The organism is Actinomadura alba, assembly GCF_014323705.1.
Classification (GTDB): Bacteria; Actinomycetota; Actinomycetes; order Streptosporangiales; family Streptosporangiaceae; genus Actinomadura_C; species Actinomadura_C alba.
In genome coordinates, this window is record NZ_JABVEC010000040.1 from 1 (window position 1) to 17,340 (window position 17,340).

The window sequence follows — 17,340 nt, forward strand, 5'->3', positions numbered from 1 at the left end:
TCCGCCCGCGCTTCCGCTGCCGCTACGGGTGGACTTTCGCCAGGTGGTCATGAAAACCGCTCCATCGCTTGCGCTATGAGATCGCATGAGGTCCCACGGTAGGGCGCTTGCGCCGATCCGATCCGATCCCAACGTACCCCGAATTCCCGAATCTCCGTGCTTCCCTGGATGAGCCTGCCGCCTCCCGGTGCCTCCACGAAAACGAGCTCGCCGGTTTCCATGGTCAGGCTGTTGAAGGAGCCGTCCAGGCCAAGGTAGGCGCCAGTCGACTGCGGTATGACGCGTATCGTGACGTGCGGCAACTCTGCCATCTCTCGTAGTCGTGCGAGTTGATCCCGCATTACTTGTGCGCCGCCCACCGGTCGAGACAGCACGGCCTCATCGAGTAGCACCCAGATCAGCGGTGGCTTACTTCGCGTGAGTACCTCTTGCCGCTTCATGCGGCTTTCCACTACCGCTTCCACGTCCGCAACCATGGGTGGCGGAGCAATGAGCGCCCGGGTGTACTCCGGAGTTTGGAAGAGCCCGGGGATGAGTGAGAGCCGGTAGGTCCGGATCGTCAGGGCCCTGGACTCGCGGTCGGTGTACTCCGCGAACCAGTCGGGGTCGTGGGCGGTTCGGGCATAGCGAACAAGTCGCTGGAAATGCCCATTGAGTCGTAAGAACGCGTCGAGTTTTTCGGCCTGGTCTTCGTTCATGTTCCAGCCGTCGCGGGCGTGCTCGATGTTCGACACGGTATGCCGGTTGCAGCCCATGACCAGGCCCATCTGGGACAGCGAGCGACCTTCCCGCTCTCGAAAGAATCGCAGGTCGGAAGCGATCCAGTGCTTGAACGACGTATCCGGATTGAGGTATTCGACGGGGGGCATATGTCACGCTCACGTGTGTCGGGAGTGTTATCGACACGCGACAAGTTAGTCCGTTCGCACCACTCTTGTCATCGGAAACGACGATGGACAAGGGCGGTGAAAAGTGGGCGCGATCGCCGTGCCGGGGAAGTCCCGGCTAGAGGTCACCTTGGTGCCTATTCCACAGTCTGTGGCTATTGCCCGCGTTTTTGTCAGGCATCAGCTGATCAGTCTGCGGCACGCCGATCTGATCGAGAACGCGGGTCAGATCGTCTCGGAGTTGGTGACGAACGCCGTCAGGGCGACGGCCTCCGATGTACCCGAGACCCGAGGGAGCATCCGGCTGTTCCTGGGACCTCATCACGGCCGTCCGCTGCTGGAGGTCTGGGACTCGTCCCCGGAACACCCGGTCGTGCGGGAGCCGGACTTCGTGTCCGAATCCGGCAGGGGGCTGAACATCGTGCGCTCGCTGGCCGCCGAATTCGGCTGGTACGACACGAGCGACAAGGGAGGTAAGACCATATGGGCGCTGCTCAGATGAGAGGCATCTCGTGGGTGGCCTGATCGGTGCTCCGATCGAGCTTTGATCAAGCATTGAGGCACGTGGAGGTGCCTCAATGCTTGATCAACTGCGTGCCGTGGGTCAGAGCGCGAGGTCGCGCCGCCGGAAGAGGGCCATGCCGACCGCGCCCAGCGTCAGCGCGATGGCGGCCAGGGCCACCAGCGGCGTCACGGTGAGCTCGCCGGCGGGCAGCGCGGGAACGTGGCTGAACGGTGAGAGGTCCCGTACCACCTGGGGCAGCTCGAACAGCTCGCCGAGCTGTCCGAGGATCAGGCTGACGGCGAGTGCGGCCCAGGCGAGCCCGATGGTCAGCCGTGGCAGGAGCCCGAACGCGGCCACGGCGAACCCGGCCAGGATCAGTGCCGGTGGCAGTTGCACCAATGCCGCGCCTGTCAGCTTGGCCAGTTCTCCGCCGAGGTCGTCACCACTCAGCCCGTACACCAGGCCCATCGAGACCCCGGCGAGCAGGAGCAGGGCGAGTGCGCCGGCCACGGCGATGGTGAGGTGGGCGCCCAGCCAGCGTGACCGGCCGGTGGCGGTGGCGAGCACCGCCTCCGCCGGTCCACCCGCCTCTTCGGAGCGCAGCCGCAGCAACGCCTGGACGGCGTACCCGGCCGCCATCATGCCCATGAAGCCCATCATGGCCGTGTTGAGCGAGTCGATGAGGTTGCCGTCGTCGCCGCCGCTGAGACTGTTGATGGTGTTGGCCGCGCCCTCGGGCAGCGCGTTGTCGCCGGTGAGCGAGTTGCCGAGGGAGCCGACGGTCAGGCCGGTGAGCGTGATTGTGACGGCCCAGCCGTACAGTGTGCCGCGCTGCAGCCGCCAGGCCAGCCCGAGCGGGCCGAGTAGCCGCGGTGCGGCCCTGGTCGGGCCCGGACGAGCCGGGATCATGCCTACGCCGGAGTCCCGCCGGACGGTCAGCGCGAACGCGATCCCGGTTCCGGCGGCGAACAGCGCGAGCGGGAGCGCGAGCACCAACCACCGGTCGCCGGCGAACGGGCGCACCTCGGTCGCCCAGCCGATCGGGGACAGCCAGGACGGCCAGGCGCTGACCATCGTGTATCCGTTCGCCTGGACCTCGCCCAGCGCGTCGCCGGCACCGCGCACCACGTACGCGGCACCGATGGCGGCGGCGGCGATGCCGTTGGCCGCGCGGGAGGTCTGGGTGATCTGCGCCGCGATGGCGGCGATGGCGGCGAAGGCGATGCCGGTGGCACCGACGGCCGCGGCCGCCGCGAAGGAGCCCGAGGCGGGTTCGCCGTTGCCGACGAGCGTGAACCCGAGCAGTACGGACAGCACGGCGTTGGCGATGACCGTCACGATCAGTGCCGCGGTCAGGATCGCGTGCCGCCCGACCACCGTCGCACCGAGCATCTCCGCGCGGCCGGTCTCCTCGTTCTGCCGGGTGTGCCGTACGACGGCGAGGGTGCTCATGAGCCCGGCCACCACGGCGAGGAAGGCGAGGATCTGGAACATCGCCATGGTCCCGGTGCTCGACCCGGTGGGCGCGGCGCGGAACATCAGGAGGGTCGGGCTGTCGACGGCGGTGCGCAGAACCTCGATGCGATCCGCGTCGCTCGGGTATCGCTGGTTCGTCGAGGAGACCGTGGCCGCGAGCAGCGCCACCCCGCTCAGGATCCAGATCGGCAGCTGTACGCGGTCGCGGCGCAGCGCGAGCCGGGTGAGCCGCGCTGTGCCCGTGAAGGCGGTCATTGCGCCGTCTCCAGTTCGGCGCCGTGCCCGTCGCGGCCGTAGTGCCGCATGAACAGCTCCTCGAGCGACGGCGGGGCGCTGGCCAGCGAGCGCACCTCGAAGCGGGTGAGGTAGCGCAGCACGCGGTCGAGTTCGGCGGTGTCGACGTCGAACTTCGCACGCGTGGAGTCGAGGTCGACGGCGTGCACGCCGTGCAGGTCCTCGAGCCCGGTGATGGGCTGGGCGGTCTCGATCGAGATCGACGTCCGGGTCAGGTGACGCAGTTCGGCCAGCGTGCCGCTCTCGACCGTCTTGCCCTCCCGGATGATGCTCACCCGGTCGCACAGTGCCTCGACCTCGGAGAAGATGTGGCTGGACAGCAGGACCGTCTTGCCCTGCGCCTTGACCTCGCGCACGCAGTCCTGGAAGACCGCCTCCATCAGCGGGTCCAGCCCCGAGGTCGGCTCGTCCAGGATGTAGAGCTCGACGTCCGACGCGAACGCCGCCACGACGGCGACCTTCTGCCGGTTGCCCTTCGAGTAGGTCCGCGCCTTCTTCGAGGTGTCGAGCTGGAAGCGTTCGACCAGGTCCTCGCGGCGCCGCTCGTCCAGGCCACCGCGCAGGGATCCGAACAGGTCGATGGCCTCCCCGCCGGAGAGGTTTGGCCACAGGTTCACATCGCCCGGCACGTACGCCAGACGGCGGTGCAGCTCCACCGCGTCGTTCCAGGGGTGCGCGCCGAGCAGGCCGACCTGCCCGGCGTCCGCCCGCAGGAGCCCGAGGAGTACGCGGATCGTCGTCGACTTACCGGCGCCGTTCGGGCCGAGGAAGCCGTGCACCTCTCCGGCGGCCACGGTGAGGTCGAGGCCGTCCAGGGCCATCGAGCCGCCGAACGACTTGCGCAGACCGGAGATCGAGATCGCCGGCTCCGCCTGTGTGCTCATGGGGGATTTCCTCTCATAAAGAGTGAGTCGGACTGCACGCCGGCCGCCGGAACGGGGCGGTGTGCCGAGAACTGAGCCGATGGCCGTGCCCGGACGCACACGGCCGAGGCGGGGCAGGCGGGTCGGAGTCGGTCTTCCGGGCCGCCGCCCAGGAGGTCGGCAGCCGGTCGGCGCGATCGCGGACGCCGTAGGCGGCCGGCGCGCGGGAGGCGTCAGTCACCGTCGTTCTCGGCCGGTGCGGGTGCGCGCGATGTCGAAGAGTCGGCCAGCAGTTCGCCGAAGGCCTTGCGCGCCTGCTCGACGAGGTCGGGGCTGATGATGTCGTCGGCGAAGACCTCCACCATGGCCAGGCCGAGCCGCGGGTATCCCTCCATGGACAGGACGTCGCCGTCCAGCGCCCGGGAGAGGTGCTCGTGCAGCACGAGAGGGCCAAGACTGATGGCGACCAGCGCGGTGGCGTACGCATGCGGATCTGACGTGTGCGGTGTGCCGAGGCCCGCTGCCGGGTGCTCCATGTACTGCCGGGTGTAGTCGACCATCTCGTCGAACAGCGCCGCGGCGGCCGGGGAGCCGTCCACCATGGCGCGCGCCACATAGCGCCGTATCGGCAGGGTCGTCTGCATCATGACCGACAGGAAGCCGGGGTCGCCCATGTCGCTGGTGGCCGTCTCGGACGTGCTCCGGATGACCTCCATCGAGTACGCGTCGCAGGCCTCCCGGAGCGCCTCCTTCGAACCGAAGTGGTGCTGGACCAGCCCGGGCGACACGCCGGCGGCCTCCGCGATGCCGCGGATCGTCGCCCCCTTGACGCCTCGCTCGGCGAACTGGATCAGGGCCGCATCCCTGATCCGGGCGCGGGCCGTCAGGTCCTCGTGCGCCGCGTCCTCTGGTCGTTCGGCTGATCCCATCTCGCTCCAATACAAACGTTCAGCATGCAATACAGATGTATACCATACGTCTGTACAGCCGATTGGGTGCACGCCGGTGAGGCCGGTCACGTGAGGGGGTGACTGACGGGTGGCCCGCAGGTCAGGCCGTACGGGACCTCAGAGGTCGTGGCGCCGGTTCACCCGGGTCTTGTAGGGACGGAAGCCGCGACGCTCGTAGTTGCGCAGGGCGTTCGGATGATCGCGCGTCGAGGTGTGCAGCCATACGCGACCAACGGACGCGGCGTCGACCGGCTCGGCCGCCCAAGCCTGCCGGACCACCAGGGTCAGCGCGTGGCCGCCCAGCCCTCTGCCGACGAACTCGGGCAGCAGGCCGAACGTGGTGATCTCCACCTCGCCGCCCGGCTGGGAATCGAAGTCGATGATTCCGGCGATCTCGTCTGCGTACCGGATGCCCCAGAACTGCCGAAGGGGGTGGGCGAGGCATTCGGCCCACTGCTCCGGCGACCTCGTGGCGGTGCGCCAGCCGAACGGCGCCCCCATCCGGGTCTGCGTCGGCACGATGAGAGGGGAGGTGGGATCGACCCGCTCGAGGGTCATCTCGGGCACCGGCCGTGCCGGAATCAGCCCGTCCGCACTGGTCATCTCCAGATACGTGATGATCTCCTCCACCCCGCCCATGGTAGGGGAGTCAGCGGAAGTCGCGGCTGCGGCCGGCCGCCACGACCGGGAGCCGCCGGAGTCGGGTGGCGGTGAGGTTGATCGCCCCGTCGTGGCATTCGAGCCGGCCGTGGACCAGCAGGCCGGACGACCGCAGCGCGATCGACTTGTGGCGCTCCCACACCTGGGGGCGGCAGATCACGTTCACCATGCCGGTCTCGTCCTCGAGGTTGAGGAAGATGACCCCGCCCGCGGTCCCCGGGCGTTGCCGGTGGGTGACCAGCCCGCCGACGATGACGTTGGTCTCGCCCGGCAGATCCTTCAGCGACGCGGCGGTGACCGCGCCGCGCTCGTCGAGTTCCGCCCGCAGGTGCGCCACCGGATGGGTGTGGGCGGCGCCGGTGGCCCACAGATCGGCGATCGTCTCCTCGATCGGCGTCATCTCGGGCAGCGGCGGCGCGGTGCCCCCCGGGGTGGTCCCCGGCAATTGGCCGGGCCGGATCTGGGCCGCCGCCCCGGCGGCCCACAGTGCCTCGCGCCGGGTCAGCCCGAAGCAGCCGAAGGCCCCGGCGGTGGCGAGGGCCTCCAGCGCGGCCGCCGGCAGGGGGACCCGGCGGACGAGGTCCTCCATGTCCTGGTAGGGGCGGCCGGCGGCGATCTCGCGTGCCGTGTCCCGGTTGAGATCACGTACGGAGGACAGGCCCAGCCGCAGCGCGGGCTGCCGCGTATCGGGGGCGTGCGGGTGGACCCGGGCGTTCCCGGTCCCCTCGACGGCATGGGCGACCTGGGCGCCCGCATGATCGGGATCGGCGGGGAGAGGTTCCAGGGCGGCGTCGGCGTCGCTCGCGTTGACGTCCACGCCCCGGACCACCACACCGTGCCGGCGCGCGTCGTCGATCAGCGTGTGCGGGTGGTAGAACCCCATCGGCTGGTTGCGCAGCAGAGCCGCGCAGAACGCTGCGGGGAAGTGCCGTTTGAGCCACGCGCTGGCGTAGACCAGATGGGCGAAGCTCTGCGCGTGGGACTCGGGGAAGCCGAAGCTCGCGAATCCGAGGATCTTGTCGTACACCTGCTCGGCGACGTCCTCGGTGATACCGCGCTCGGCCATGCCGTCCAGCAGCCGCTGCCGCAGCTGATGGATGCGCTCGGGGGCGCGCTTGGCGCTCATGGCCTGCCGGAGCCGGTCGGCCTCGTCGGGGGTGAAGCCGGCGCAGTCGACCGCGAGCTGCATCATCTGCTCCTGGAACAGCGGCACGCCGAGCGTACGGCTCAGCGAGCGCTCCATCAGCTCATGCGGGCAGGTGGCCTCTTCCAGACCCCTCCGGCGGCGCAGGTACGGATGGACCGAGCCGCCCTGGATGGGGCCGGGCCGGATCAGCGCGACCTCGACCACCAGGTCGTAGAACCGGCGCGGCCGCAGCCTCGGCAGCGTGGCCATCTGCGCCCGCGACTCCACCTGGAAGACACCGACGGTGTCGGCGTCGCAGAGCATGTCGTAGACGAGCGGGTCCTCGGGCGGGATCGAGTGCAGCGCGTAGCGGCGGCCGTGGTGCTCCGCGACCAGGTCGAAGGTGTCGTGCAGCGCCGACAGCATGCCGAGCCCCAGCAGGTCGAACTTCACCAGCCCGGCGGTGGCGCAGTCGTCCTTGTCCCATTGCAGGACGCTGCGCCCCGGCATCCGGGCCCACTCGACCGGGCATACCTCGCCGACGGGCCGGTCGCAGATCACCATGCCGCCCGAGTGGATCCCGAGGTGGCGCGGCAGCTCGTACATCCGCTCGGCCACGGCCGTCACCGGAGCGGGCACGCCCGCCTCGGGCGGCGGTGGCTCGTGCGGGCCGGCCTGGTGGGACCAGGCATCCTGCTGGCCGGGGGAGTGCCCGAAGGCGCGGGCGGCGTCGCGCAGCGCCATCTTGGGCCGGTAGGAGATCACATTGGCGACCTGGGCCGTACGGTCCCGCCCGTACTTGCGGTAGACGTACTGGATGACCTCCTCGCGGCGGCGGTGCTCGATGTCGAGGTCGATGTCGGGCGGCCCGTCGCGGCCGGGGGACAGGAACCGCTCGAACAGCAGCCCGTGTCGTACGGCGTCGACCCCGGTGATGCCGAGCGCGTAGCAGACCGCCGAGTTGGCCGCCGAGCCGCGGCCCTGGCACAGGATGTCCTCACTCCGGCAGAACGCCACGATGTCGTGGACGATGAGGAAGTAGCCGGGGAAGCCGAGCCGCTCGATGACGTCGAGCTCCCTGGCGATCTGCGCGTAGGCCCCGGGGGTCGTCTCGGCGTCCGGCGGGCCGTAGCGGTCGCGCGCCCCCTCGGCGACGAGGTGCCGCAGCCAGTCCGCCTCGGTGAGGCCCTCGGGCACCGGCCAGTCCGGCAGGTTCGGCGCCACGACCTTGAAGTCGAACGCGCAGGCCCGGGCCAGCTCGACCGTCCGCTCTCGTACGCCAGGGAAGCGGGCCAGCCGGGCCGCCATCTCGGCCCCGGACCGCACGTGCGCGGTGCCGTTCGCGGGCAGCCAGGCGGCCATGTCGTCCAGGCTGGAGCGGGCCCGCACCGAGGCGAGCACCTGTGCCAGGGTGGCGTCGGCCGGAGCCGCGTAGTGCACGTTGCCGCTCGCCACGACCCCGACCCCCGCCCGGGTGCCGAGCTCATGCAGCAGGTCGTTGCGGGCGTCGTCCCCCGGCTGGTCGTGGTCGGTCAGCTCGACGAACACGTTGCCGCGGCCGAACATCCCGGCCAGCCGGGCCAGTTCCCGCTCGGCGGCCTCGGGCCCGTGCTCGCGCAGGGCCCGGGGGACGGCGCCCTTGCGGCAGCCGGTCAGCACCGCCCAGTGGCCGTCATGGGCCGCCGCCAGCGTCTCGAGGTCGTACACCGGCCGGCCCTTCGCCCCGCCCGCGAGCTGGGCGGCGCTGATGACCGAGCACAGCCGCCGGTATCCGTCGGGGTCGCGGGCCAGCACCAGCAGATGCTCGCCCTCCGGATCGCGCACGCCGGTCTGCGGCGCGGACAGGCCGAGGCTGAGCTCGGCCCCGAACACCGTCCGGACTTCTGTGCCGCGGGCGGCCAGGGCGAACTTCACCGCGCCGTACATCCCATCGTGGTCGGTGATCGCCATGACCTCGACGCCGAGCCGGACGGCCTCGGCGACAAGCGCCTCCGGACCGGACGCGCCGTCGAGGAAGCTGAAGGAGGAGTGGCAGTGCAATTCCGCCCAGGCGACCGCGTGCCGCCCGCCGGCCGGCCCGCCGGTGGGCCGGGTGGCCGCCGGGAGCTCCCGTACCCCACCGTCGTCCCGCCCGTGAGGGGCGGTGCCGGGGTCACCGGGACCACCGGAGTCGTCGGAGCCGCCGGTGCCGCCGGTGCCACGGTCGCCACGGGTGCGCCAGGACAGGCGCCGCTCGAACTCCCGCCACGGAATGGGCGGGTCACCCCAGCCCACGGCCGGCCCTCCTCGCCATGCGGGCCGGCCGGGCGCGGCACCCGGTCGGCTCAGTCATAGGTGGCCTCGACATGCCACTCGCCCCCTTCCACCGCGACCAGGTACGCCGCGTCGGCGGTGACGAGCTGGAAGCGGGCCCGGCGGCGGGACCGCTCGGGATCCCACCAGTACTCGGTGGCCGGCCATGGCCCCGTCCACGCCGTCACGGGCACCGGCGGGCCGCCCCCGACCGCCAGATGGGCGGGCGGCGCGGACACCGTGGAGCGGCCCGAGACCATGACGAGGGCACCGGCGGCGTCGGTCACCGCCGCCGGCACCGGCTCCGGATGAACGACGGCCGGTGCCGGGGCGGGCAGCCGCCCCGGCCAGGGCCCCTGCTCGGAGAGCCGCGGTGGGAGATCGCCCAGCGGCACCCGCACGACCTGGTCGCCCGGCCCCCGCCCGCCCACCAGCACCGGCTGGGTGATCGCGTGATGACCGAGCATCGCCTGGATCCGGGCCGCCGCCCGCGCGACCCGGTCGGCCAGGTCGGTCTGCCCCCACAACGCCTGCTGCCGGCCCTCGTCGGGAACCAGCTGATCCGGGCAGAGCCGCAGGCGGGCGATCCCACCGGTGCCCTCCCCGGCCCCTTCTCCGGCTTCTTCCCCGGTACTGTCATCCGGCTCCCCGGGATGCCAGGCGGCCAGTTGCCAGCGGACCCGTTCGGCCACCGCGAGCGAGGACAGCGCACCGTCGTGCCGCCACAGCCGCGCCATCTCACGCCCGTCGTCCCAGGCCACCTCGATGCCGAGCCGCACACAGGCCAGCCCGGCGGCGGCCAGCCCCGCGTGCAACTCGTCGGCGAGCGACTTCGCGGCGAAGACCACCCGGTCGGCCCGGTCGGCGGGCGGGTCGAAGTCGGTGCTCACCGACAGGTCGGCCCGCCCAGGCTGGGGCGACACCGGCCGCGGCTCCAGCCCCCGGGCCAGCCGGTGCGCCACCCGGCCATCGGCGCCGAACCGTTCGGCGACCCGCTCCACGGGCAGCGCCGCGAAGGCCCCGAGTGTGCGGATCCCGAGCCGGTCGAGCAGGCCGGCCAGCTCGGGCCGGCCGAGCACGGTCACCGGATAGGGCGCCAGGAACTCCGCCGACCCACCGGGCGGCACGATCGACCCGCCGTCGCCGGTGCGGGCGGCGAGCTCGGCGGCGAACAGCCCGTCGGCGATGCCGGCCCCGCAGTCGAAGCCGAGCTCCACCACGGTGTCCTGGATCAGGATCCGCAGGGCCTCCTCACCCCCGTGGTAGCGGGCCGCCCCACGCGCGGGCAGAGCGCACATGCCCGGCCGTACGACCTCTACCCACGGGGTGACCTCGGCGATCGCCGCCGCGACCCGCTCGAACAGCCGCCCCTCCGCGTCGGGGTCCCGGTCACGCACCTCCAGTTCCGGCGCGTGCCGCTGCGCGTCCCGCAACCGCTGCCCGCGGCGTACCCCCGCCGCACGAGCCGCAGCCGTGCACGCCGCGACCTGGCCCTGCACCACGACCGCACCCGCCGTCGCCGCGTCGACCCCCACCGCGGTCACCGGCCAGTCCGGACACCAGAGCACGAGCGCCCTGTTCATGGCCTCGCCTTCGGCTCGGCGGCTCGGGGCGCTTTGAGGCGGCGGCTTCCCTCGTCGCGTGCTCGCTCGTTCCTGTTTTTCGGCCTCGCTCCGCTCGGCGCCTCGCGGGCCTTTGAGATGACGGCTTCCCTCGTCGCTTCGGTCGCTCGTACCTCGCTCCCTGCGCTCCTCAGTCCAGCCGCCATCGGCCCGCTCGGGGCTCCGCGCGCTCCTCAGTCCAGCCACCGCCGCGCCCCTCGCGGGCTCTTCAGGCACAGACGCCACGGGCCCGCTCGGGGCGCCTTCAGCACGGCCATCGCCGACGGCTCGGGTGGGTTCCCGCGGGGACGTGGAGGCGGAGGCCTTCGTGTTCACGTGGCGACCGCCAGCGGGTAGTGCACGGGGTCGGGGGCGGTGGTGGTCAGGCCGGAGTCGTCGGTGGCCTCCAGGCGGGTGGGGGTCGCGGCGGTGATGTGGCCGTCCGGGTCGGGCAGCCACACCCATGCCTGGCGGCCGGGACCGGCGGCGCCGCGGCCCTCGGCGTGGATCAGTGCCTGCCGGCCGCGCAGGTGCCCGTGGCCGTCGCCCACGCCGATCCATGAGGCCTCACGCACCTGGAGGCGCACGTGCGCCCCCTCCCACGCCCCGGCGGACACGAGTACGGAGCCGTGCCGCCGGGCCAGCGCGGTGAGACGGCGTGCCACCGTGGGATCCGGCCTTCCGCCCGGGCGCAACAGCACGACCTCGACCCCTTCCATCAGCGCCGCGACGACCTCTGGCCACCGCTGCCCCGGATCGTCGACCAGCACCAGCCGCGCCGGTTCGATGCCCATGGCGGCGGCGGCCACCATGCCCAGCTCCGGCACCCCCACGACCGCGCACCAGCCGCCGGCCGACGACGCCTCGGCCATGAGCGCGAGCCCCAGCGACCCCGCGGCCGGGCCCGCGACGGACACCACCGAGCCCCGGCGGAGCCCGTTGCCGAGCACCGGCTCCAGTGCCCTCGACACGGGCACTGGAGCCGGTGCCCTCGTGCCGGATTCCAGCCGGCCGACACCGGTCGGCACCGCTCCGACCTGCGCCGACATCTCCATCGGAACCCCCACGACGACCAGCGTCGAACATCAGTTCGACAAAGTCAAGTCGATCACCCCCGGGTCTCCCGGCCATCCTCGCGGGGCGCGCCGGCGCCCTGGACTCGCGAGCAGAATACGATTAAAGCCTTAAATAGAGACTATTCCAGTCTATTGGTTATTATGCCTTATGTCCGTTACTGTGGTGACCTATAGTGGGTCGAACCGGGGAATCCAAACGGCCTGGTCTCTTCAATGCACAGAAGATTGTCCGCCGCGCCTGCGTCGTCCCTATCCGCCGGGATATGAGTACTGGAGTAAAGCCCGGTCTTCGAAGCATGGCCGCCAGGTCAAGTCGGGACATCTTGCTGTTTATGCCGGTTGGCCTATGGGGATTGCGTTACTGGAAGATTCGGCATGGAGTCAGGGGGTGAGCCCGTTGGTGCGTGTACTGCCCGGTGTGATGGCCAGCTGCCGTGCCGGGAAACCGACTCCGTTCCATAGAAACTCGATTCCAGCCTGCACGGCTTGAATTCTCCAGGGAGGTAGTTTCAATGAGGATTCCGAAGTATATGGCAGTTGTCCTCTCCAGCCTGGCGTTCGCTGGAGGGGCGGCCTTCGCGACGGCTACGGCGGCTCCTGCGACCGCGGCGGTCACGGCCGTCCCGCACGGTGGTGGCGGCGGTGGTGAAAACTTTGGCGAGGACTTCGTCGTCGAAGAGGGCGACTTCTTCTTGAACGAGGAGGACGACCCGAACCCGAACAATGAGGAGCGGCGGCACCACCACCACGGCGGCGGCGGAGAGTAAGTAGTAGCGACCTGACTGCGACACGCATGGGGCTATTGCCCGGCAACAGGGGTCCCGCGCCATGCGCGCGGGACCCTTTCCTGGCTGCGACTATCAAATGAGAGATATGTCCACATTGAGACGGGACGCGGTAGGTGCGCTGTGAGATGCCGAGCACGGCCGGCCCGGCGTCGATTCCGTTTTCAGCACATGGCCCGCCTGCTGCGTGAGGCCCATAAGGTCCGGGGTCCGGTGCGCCGGGGTGCTCCTGGTCAGGGGCGGCTGTAGCAAGATGATTTCGGGGCGGGATAATCCCGGAGAAGAACAACTGATCCCGCGAAAAGGAAGCCGGGGCGATGACCGCTCAACAGCTGACCTTGCTCGCCGACGACGGTGTCCGTATCGACGCCGGCCACCTGTCCGCTCCGCACCGCGGAGCGGACGGCCCGGATCCGGACGGCCTCTGCGTGGTGTTGCTGCATGGTTTCACCTGCCACTGGCGGCAGCCCATGCTGCGCCGGATCGCGGCGGTGCTGAACCGCACCGGGGGAGTGCTCAGCCTCGACTTCCGCGGGCACGGGCGCTCGGGCGGCCGGTCGACCGTGGGCGACCGCGAGGTACTGGACGTCGACGCCGCCGTGGCCCGCGCCCGGGAACTGGGTTACGGGCGGGTCGCCGTGGTGGGCTTCTCGATGGGCGGAGCGGTCGCCGTACGGCACGCCGCCCTGCACGGCGGCGTCGACGCGGTCGTCTCGGTGAGCGCGCCGGCGCGCTGGTACTACCGGGGAACGGCGATGATGCGCCGGGTGCACTGGGCCATCGAGCGGCCCTCCGGGCGGCTCGCGGCGCGGGTGGCCCGCGGCACGCGCATCGCGGCCAAGGGCTGGAACCCGGTCCCCGCGGCGCCGCACGAACTCGCGGGCGGGGTCGCGCCGGTGCCCTTGCTGGTCGTGCACGGCGACGCCGACCCCTTCCTGCCGGTCGAGCACGCGGAGCAACTGTACGGCGCCGCGCGTGAGCCTCGCGAGCTGTGGATCGAGCCGGGTTTCGGGCATGCCGAGGCGGCCGCCACCCCCGTCCTGATCACGCGGATCGCCGACTGGATCGCGTCGGGGGCGTCCTAGTCCATTGCGGAAAAGGCCTGGTGGATCACCCGGTGGAGCCTCCACCCGGGACGGCGCCGGCCCGCCCCGACGCAGGAATCTCACTAGAAGTCAGAGCGAATTGACAGAAACTGGCGACGTGCGGGCGGGCTTCGGCGGACAATAGAGGTCATGCCAGGGAGCCACGACCTATATGCCGCCGCCGCGTTGAACGAGGCGGACCGGCTTCGCGAACTTCTCGCTCAGGGCGCCGATCCCAATCAGTGCGACGAAGACGGTTTCACCCCGCTCCACCTCGCCTGCCAGGAATGGTCGGTGGACGCCGTCCGGGTGCTGATCGCCGCGGGGGCGTCCGTCGACGCGACGACCGAGAGCGGTTACACCCCGCTGATCCTCGCGACCTTCCGGGCCGACGGGCGTGACGAGGTCATCGAGATGCTCCGCATGGCCGGTGCCGACCTGCGGCGTGCCGACGTGCACGGTCACACCCCGCTCGACATCGCCAGGCTGACCCGCGACTACAGCCTGGAGTGGAAGCTGCTCTGCGAGGCCACCGAGGACCGGAGCTGACGCCGGGCGCTCAGCCGCTCAGCCGCCCGGCACGGGCGGGGGTGCCGTCGCCCGCCCGCACCGCCCGGAGCTCCGCGGCGCGGCGCTCCCGTGCCCGGCCGGTCAGCAGGTGCCCGGCGGCGGCCAGCACGCCGAGCACGCCGCAGATCAGCCAGTGCCGGTCGCCGAGCCGCTGCAGGCCGACGCCGCCCAGGGCGGGCGCGATGAAGCCGGCCAGCGGGAAGGTCAGGTAGAAGACCCCCTGGTAGCGCCCGCGCAGGTCGGCGGGCGACAGCTCGGCGATGATCTCGGCGTTGGGCGGGGCGGCGGCCATGGATCCGATCGTCCAGATCACCGCCGCGACGACGTACAGCGGCACGGCGTCGGCGAAGGCGACCAGCGTGAAGCCGACGGCGAGCAGCGCGTTCGCGGTGGCCAGCACGACCGCCTTGCTCCGGGTGCCGATGAGCCGGGGTACGAAGAGCTGCCCGGCGACGATCAGACCGCCCGCGAACGCCATCAGCGCGCCGTACGCCGACGGGCCCAGCCCGTCCGCCTTCATCGCCAGCGGCAGGATCGTCGAGGTCTGGCTGCTGAGGACGGCCAGCAGCAGGGTCAGGCCGACGAACGGCAGGAAGAACCGGTCGGTGAGCGCGGTGTGCAGCCCACGCCTGCCCGGTGGCGGGAGTGCCGTCCCCGCCGTGGCGGCGCGCGGCGGTAGCGTCTCGGGCACGCGCAGCAGGAAGACGAGGAACGTCGCGAACGTGGCGGCCCCGTCGACCACGAACAGCAGCGTGAAACTGGCCTCGGCGAGCAGCCCGGCCAGCAGTGCGGCTGCGGCCGTGCCGAGGTTGAAGGCCCAGAACTGCAGGTTGAACGCTCGCGTGCGGTCGTGTTCCGGCACCACGTCGACGATCGCCGCCACCATCGCCGGGCCGGCCATCGTCTGCGCCGCGCCGAGCAGACAGCTGATCACGGCGATGGCCGGCAACCACGACACGAAGGCGAGCGTGAACATCAGCGCGGACGCGGCGGCATGGCAGGCCAGCAGGGTGCGGCGGCGTCCCCACCGATCGGCGAGCACCCCGCCGGCCAGGACGCCGACGGCGCCGCCGAGACCGTTCAGCCCCACCACGGCTCCGGCCGCGGTCGGGTCGAGCCCGCGGGTGTTCACGAGGTACAGCGACAGGAACAGGATGCCGAAGCCGCCGACCTTGTTGACCAGCATGCCGGTCCACAGGTACCAGTACGTGCCGGGCAACCCGTTGAGGTTCGACCGCATCCAGCCCCGCACTCGTACCCGTCTCCCTGTAGGCGCGTCTCTCTGTAAAGAAACAGGCGCGTCTCTCTGTTAAGAAACCTCACTGATATTAGTGAGTTCGCTCCGCCGGTGGGAGAGCGGGTGCGCGCTCGAGAGCGGCCGCGGGCTACCGGCCGCCCCCGCCGGCGGAGGAGCCCGAGGGGCGGGCGGAACCGGCGCGGGCCGATGACGGGGACGCGGGCGAGCGATACCGGTCTCTGCCGAGCAGATCCCGCGCGAACGCCAGGACGCCGGAGCTCCCGGTGAACCACGGCACCGGGGGACCCTCGCTGCCGATCGCCGTCATCGGGTACGACCACGTTCCGAGGGCGATGGCGTACGGCAGGTGAGCGGTGATCCGGCCGGCGTCGTGCGCGGGCGAGCTCTTCAGCCGGCCGAGATGACCGCGATGGCCGGCCAGCCGGCGCAGCAGGCCGCGGCCGGGCCGCGTCCATCTCGGCTCGGCGTGCCATGCCGGCACCGAGGCCACAACACAGATGAGCGCCGTCGTGAAGCCCGCCGCCATGACCGCGAACGGCGGCTGACCGGCGCCGAGATACCTCGGCCCCATGGCCACGGCGGTGTGCAACGGCCACATGGCCACGACGGCCGCCGCCACCGCGCAGAGGACCAGGAGCGTCGAACGCCCGGCGCGCAGGACGCGACGAGGCTCGTGCAACCAGCGATGGTCGCGTGCGTCCTCGGTCAGATCGTCCTTCGCCTTCCGGAGCGCGCTGTCGTCGTCGGCGAGTTCCTGGAAGGTGAGCGTCTCTCCGGCGGCGAAGAGGCCGGTGAGAAGTGCCCTCTCGTATCCGGCCAGGTCGTCGCGCGGCGCGTCCTGTGCGGTGAGCGTCCAGCGCGGAGTGTCCCCGGTCCGCCTCGGGGGCCCGGTGGCGGTGACCTCGTCGATGCGCAGATGCCCGCGGGCGGCCAGGTCGATCAGAGTGGCCGCCACGTGCTCGTCTTGCGCTGCCCGTGCCCAGATCACTCCGGCCTGGCCGGGGCGCAGGCCCTCGGGGGGCTCGTCGTGCCCGGGCCGCAGCACCCTGCGCTCCGCGAAGCGCAGGTAGCCGAAGCGCAGAAGGGACGTCCAGAGCGACAGGATGAGGCAGGCCGCGAGGGTCCCCGTCAAGACCGGCCAACCGGTCCAGGCGTACGGCCCGTGGCGGGGCGGCGGCACCGTGACGCTCCCCTTGCCGAACCGCACGGTGAGATTCATGGTCTGGGTCATATCGGCCATGTGGTCCAGCGCGTTCATCCGCGCCGTGACGGTGCCGCCGCTCCGTTCGATGCGGTCGCACCGACCGCGACCGCAGGACGCGCCGATGATCCCGGGAGCTCTGACCCGGACCGTGATGTTCCGCACCGTGACGTCCCGGTCGAGTCCGACGAAGTCGCGTCGAAGCTCGTCATGATCGCGTCCGGCGGTCAGCACGTGGCCCAGGTCGTAGTCCAGGACGTAGGTGCGCACACCGCCGGCGGTGCCGCCCGGATCGCCGATGGCGACCACGGCGACGTTGTCCCGCTCCGTCACCCGGGCCGGCAGGGGGACGCCCTCTGGGGTGGCCGCGCGGACACCGCTGACGGGGTAGTAGCGGTGGCGCAGGAAGCCCCGGCTCCGCCGCGGGATGTCACGCTCGACGCCGGGCCCGTGGTCCCGCCCGAAGTCGTACGTGATGGTCTCGCGGACGTGCACGCCGCCGTCGCCGCGGACGTCGGCCATGATGTCCAGGCGGTTGATCCGCACCCCGTCGTCCGCCCGCGCAGCAGGTGCGCCGTTCCACGCCATCGCGCACACCGCCCACGCGAGCACCGCCGCGACGACGACCGCGGCCGATCGCACACCCCGGCGCACGCCCCATCGAAGGGCCGCGTCAGCGTCCGCCATGCGGAGACTCCACCTCGCTTCCGT

General features: G+C 71.4%; 14 protein-coding genes. 4 read left to right on the plus strand and 10 right to left on the minus strand.

The window, feature by feature from the left end; translation table 11 throughout:
* Positions 1 to 47: 47 nt before the first annotated feature.
* On the minus strand, positions 48 to 869 hold the full coding sequence (locus HKK74_RS33305; protein WP_187247385.1) for a DUF5753 domain-containing protein: 822 nt from the start codon (positions 867 to 869) through the stop codon (positions 48 to 50).
* A 169-nt stretch (positions 870 to 1,038) separates the two neighbouring features.
* On the opposite strand from HKK74_RS33305, the gene HKK74_RS33310 reads away from it, so the two are divergent.
* Complete coding sequence (locus tag HKK74_RS33310; RefSeq protein ID WP_187247386.1) at positions 1,039 to 1,389, plus strand: ATP-binding protein; 351 nt, start codon at positions 1,039 to 1,041, stop codon at positions 1,387 to 1,389.
* Between the two features lie 102 nt (positions 1,390 to 1,491).
* On the opposite strand, the gene HKK74_RS33315 is transcribed toward HKK74_RS33310, so the two are convergent.
* From HKK74_RS33315 to imuA', 7 genes are all read right to left on the minus strand, one after another.
* Entirely contained in the window at positions 1,492 to 3,123 is a 1,632-nt protein-coding gene (locus HKK74_RS33315) for an ABC transporter permease (RefSeq protein WP_187247387.1), read from the minus strand.
* Positions 3,120 to 4,046 (minus strand): ABC transporter ATP-binding protein, encoded by a 927-nt coding sequence (locus HKK74_RS33320; protein WP_187247388.1) that lies wholly within the window; start codon positions 4,044 to 4,046, stop codon positions 3,120 to 3,122. The genes HKK74_RS33315 and HKK74_RS33320 overlap by 4 nt, the downstream gene beginning before the upstream one ends.
* Before the next feature lie 212 nt (positions 4,047 to 4,258).
* Positions 4,259 to 4,954 (minus strand): TetR/AcrR family transcriptional regulator, encoded by a 696-nt coding sequence (locus HKK74_RS41145; protein ID WP_187247389.1) that lies wholly within the window; start codon positions 4,952 to 4,954, stop codon positions 4,259 to 4,261.
* 138 nt (positions 4,955 to 5,092) lie between these two features.
* Complete coding sequence (locus tag HKK74_RS33330) at positions 5,093 to 5,605, minus strand: GNAT family N-acetyltransferase (RefSeq protein ID WP_187247390.1); 513 nt, start codon at positions 5,603 to 5,605, stop codon at positions 5,093 to 5,095.
* Positions 5,606 to 5,624: 19 nt separating this feature from the next.
* Positions 5,625 to 9,035: an error-prone DNA polymerase gene (locus HKK74_RS33335; RefSeq protein ID WP_187247391.1), complete on the minus strand. Its 3,411-nt coding sequence runs from the start codon at positions 9,033 to 9,035 to the stop codon at positions 5,625 to 5,627.
* Positions 9,036 to 9,085: 50 nt separating this feature from the next.
* Complete coding sequence (locus tag HKK74_RS33340; RefSeq protein WP_187247392.1) at positions 9,086 to 10,636, minus strand: DNA polymerase Y family protein; 1,551 nt, start codon at positions 10,634 to 10,636, stop codon at positions 9,086 to 9,088.
* A 350-nt stretch (positions 10,637 to 10,986) separates the two neighbouring features.
* Positions 10,987 to 11,721, minus strand: a complete 735-nt coding sequence (gene imuA' / locus HKK74_RS33345; protein WP_187247393.1) for a DnaE2-dependent mutagenesis accessory factor ImuA' — start codon at positions 11,719 to 11,721, stop codon at positions 10,987 to 10,989.
* Between the two features lie 521 nt (positions 11,722 to 12,242).
* Between imuA' and HKK74_RS33350 the strand changes: the two genes are divergently transcribed.
* From HKK74_RS33350 to HKK74_RS33360, 3 genes are all read left to right on the plus strand, one after another.
* Positions 12,243 to 12,497, plus strand: coding sequence for a hypothetical protein (locus HKK74_RS33350; protein WP_187247394.1), 255 nt, complete (start codon positions 12,243 to 12,245; stop codon positions 12,495 to 12,497).
* A 335-nt stretch (positions 12,498 to 12,832) separates the two neighbouring features.
* A complete protein-coding gene (locus tag HKK74_RS33355) occupies positions 12,833 to 13,600 on the plus strand; it encodes an alpha/beta hydrolase (protein ID WP_187247395.1) in 768 nt (255 codons plus the stop codon).
* Positions 13,601 to 13,750: 150 nt separating this feature from the next.
* Positions 13,751 to 14,149, plus strand: a complete 399-nt coding sequence (locus HKK74_RS33360; protein WP_187247396.1) for an ankyrin repeat domain-containing protein — start codon at positions 13,751 to 13,753, stop codon at positions 14,147 to 14,149.
* Between the two features lie 10 nt (positions 14,150 to 14,159).
* Here the strand turns inward: HKK74_RS33360 and HKK74_RS33365 are convergent, their stop codons facing one another.
* Positions 14,160 to 15,422: an MFS transporter gene (locus tag HKK74_RS33365; protein ID WP_222723054.1), complete on the minus strand. Its 1,263-nt coding sequence runs from the start codon at positions 15,420 to 15,422 to the stop codon at positions 14,160 to 14,162.
* 133 nt (positions 15,423 to 15,555) lie between these two features.
* Positions 15,556 to 17,316 carry a DUF2207 domain-containing protein gene (locus HKK74_RS33370; RefSeq protein WP_187247397.1) on the minus strand — a complete coding sequence of 587 codons (1,761 nt, stop codon included), beginning with the start codon at positions 17,314 to 17,316 and terminating at the stop codon, positions 15,556 to 15,558.
* Positions 17,317 to 17,340 lie beyond the last annotated feature (24 nt).

What these genes read in the sequence shown, in the direction of transcription:
- HKK74_RS33305 (WP_187247385.1), bottom strand. Translation starts at nt 869, where the DNA reads ATGCCCCCCGTCGAATACCTCAATCCGGATACGTCGTTCAAGCACTGG.
- HKK74_RS33315 (WP_187247387.1), bottom strand. Translation starts at nt 3,123, where the DNA reads ATGACCGCCTTCACGGGCACAGCGCGGCTCACCCGGCTCGCGCTGCGC.
- HKK74_RS33320 (WP_187247388.1), bottom strand. Translation starts at nt 4,046, where the DNA reads ATGAGCACACAGGCGGAGCCGGCGATCTCGATCTCCGGTCTGCGCAAG.
- HKK74_RS41145 (WP_187247389.1), bottom strand. Translation starts at nt 4,954, where the DNA reads ATGGGATCAGCCGAACGACCAGAGGACGCGGCGCACGAGGACCTGACG.
- HKK74_RS33340 (WP_187247392.1), bottom strand. Translation starts at nt 10,636, where the DNA reads ATGAACAGGGCGCTCGTGCTCTGGTGTCCGGACTGGCCGGTGACCGCG.
- HKK74_RS33350 (WP_187247394.1), top strand. Translation starts at nt 12,243, where the DNA reads ATGAGGATTCCGAAGTATATGGCAGTTGTCCTCTCCAGCCTGGCGTTC.
- HKK74_RS33355 (WP_187247395.1), top strand. Translation starts at nt 12,833, where the DNA reads ATGACCGCTCAACAGCTGACCTTGCTCGCCGACGACGGTGTCCGTATC.
- HKK74_RS33360 (WP_187247396.1), top strand. Translation starts at nt 13,751, where the DNA reads ATGCCAGGGAGCCACGACCTATATGCCGCCGCCGCGTTGAACGAGGCG.
- HKK74_RS33370 (WP_187247397.1), bottom strand. Translation starts at nt 17,316, where the DNA reads ATGGCGGACGCTGACGCGGCCCTTCGATGGGGCGTGCGCCGGGGTGTG.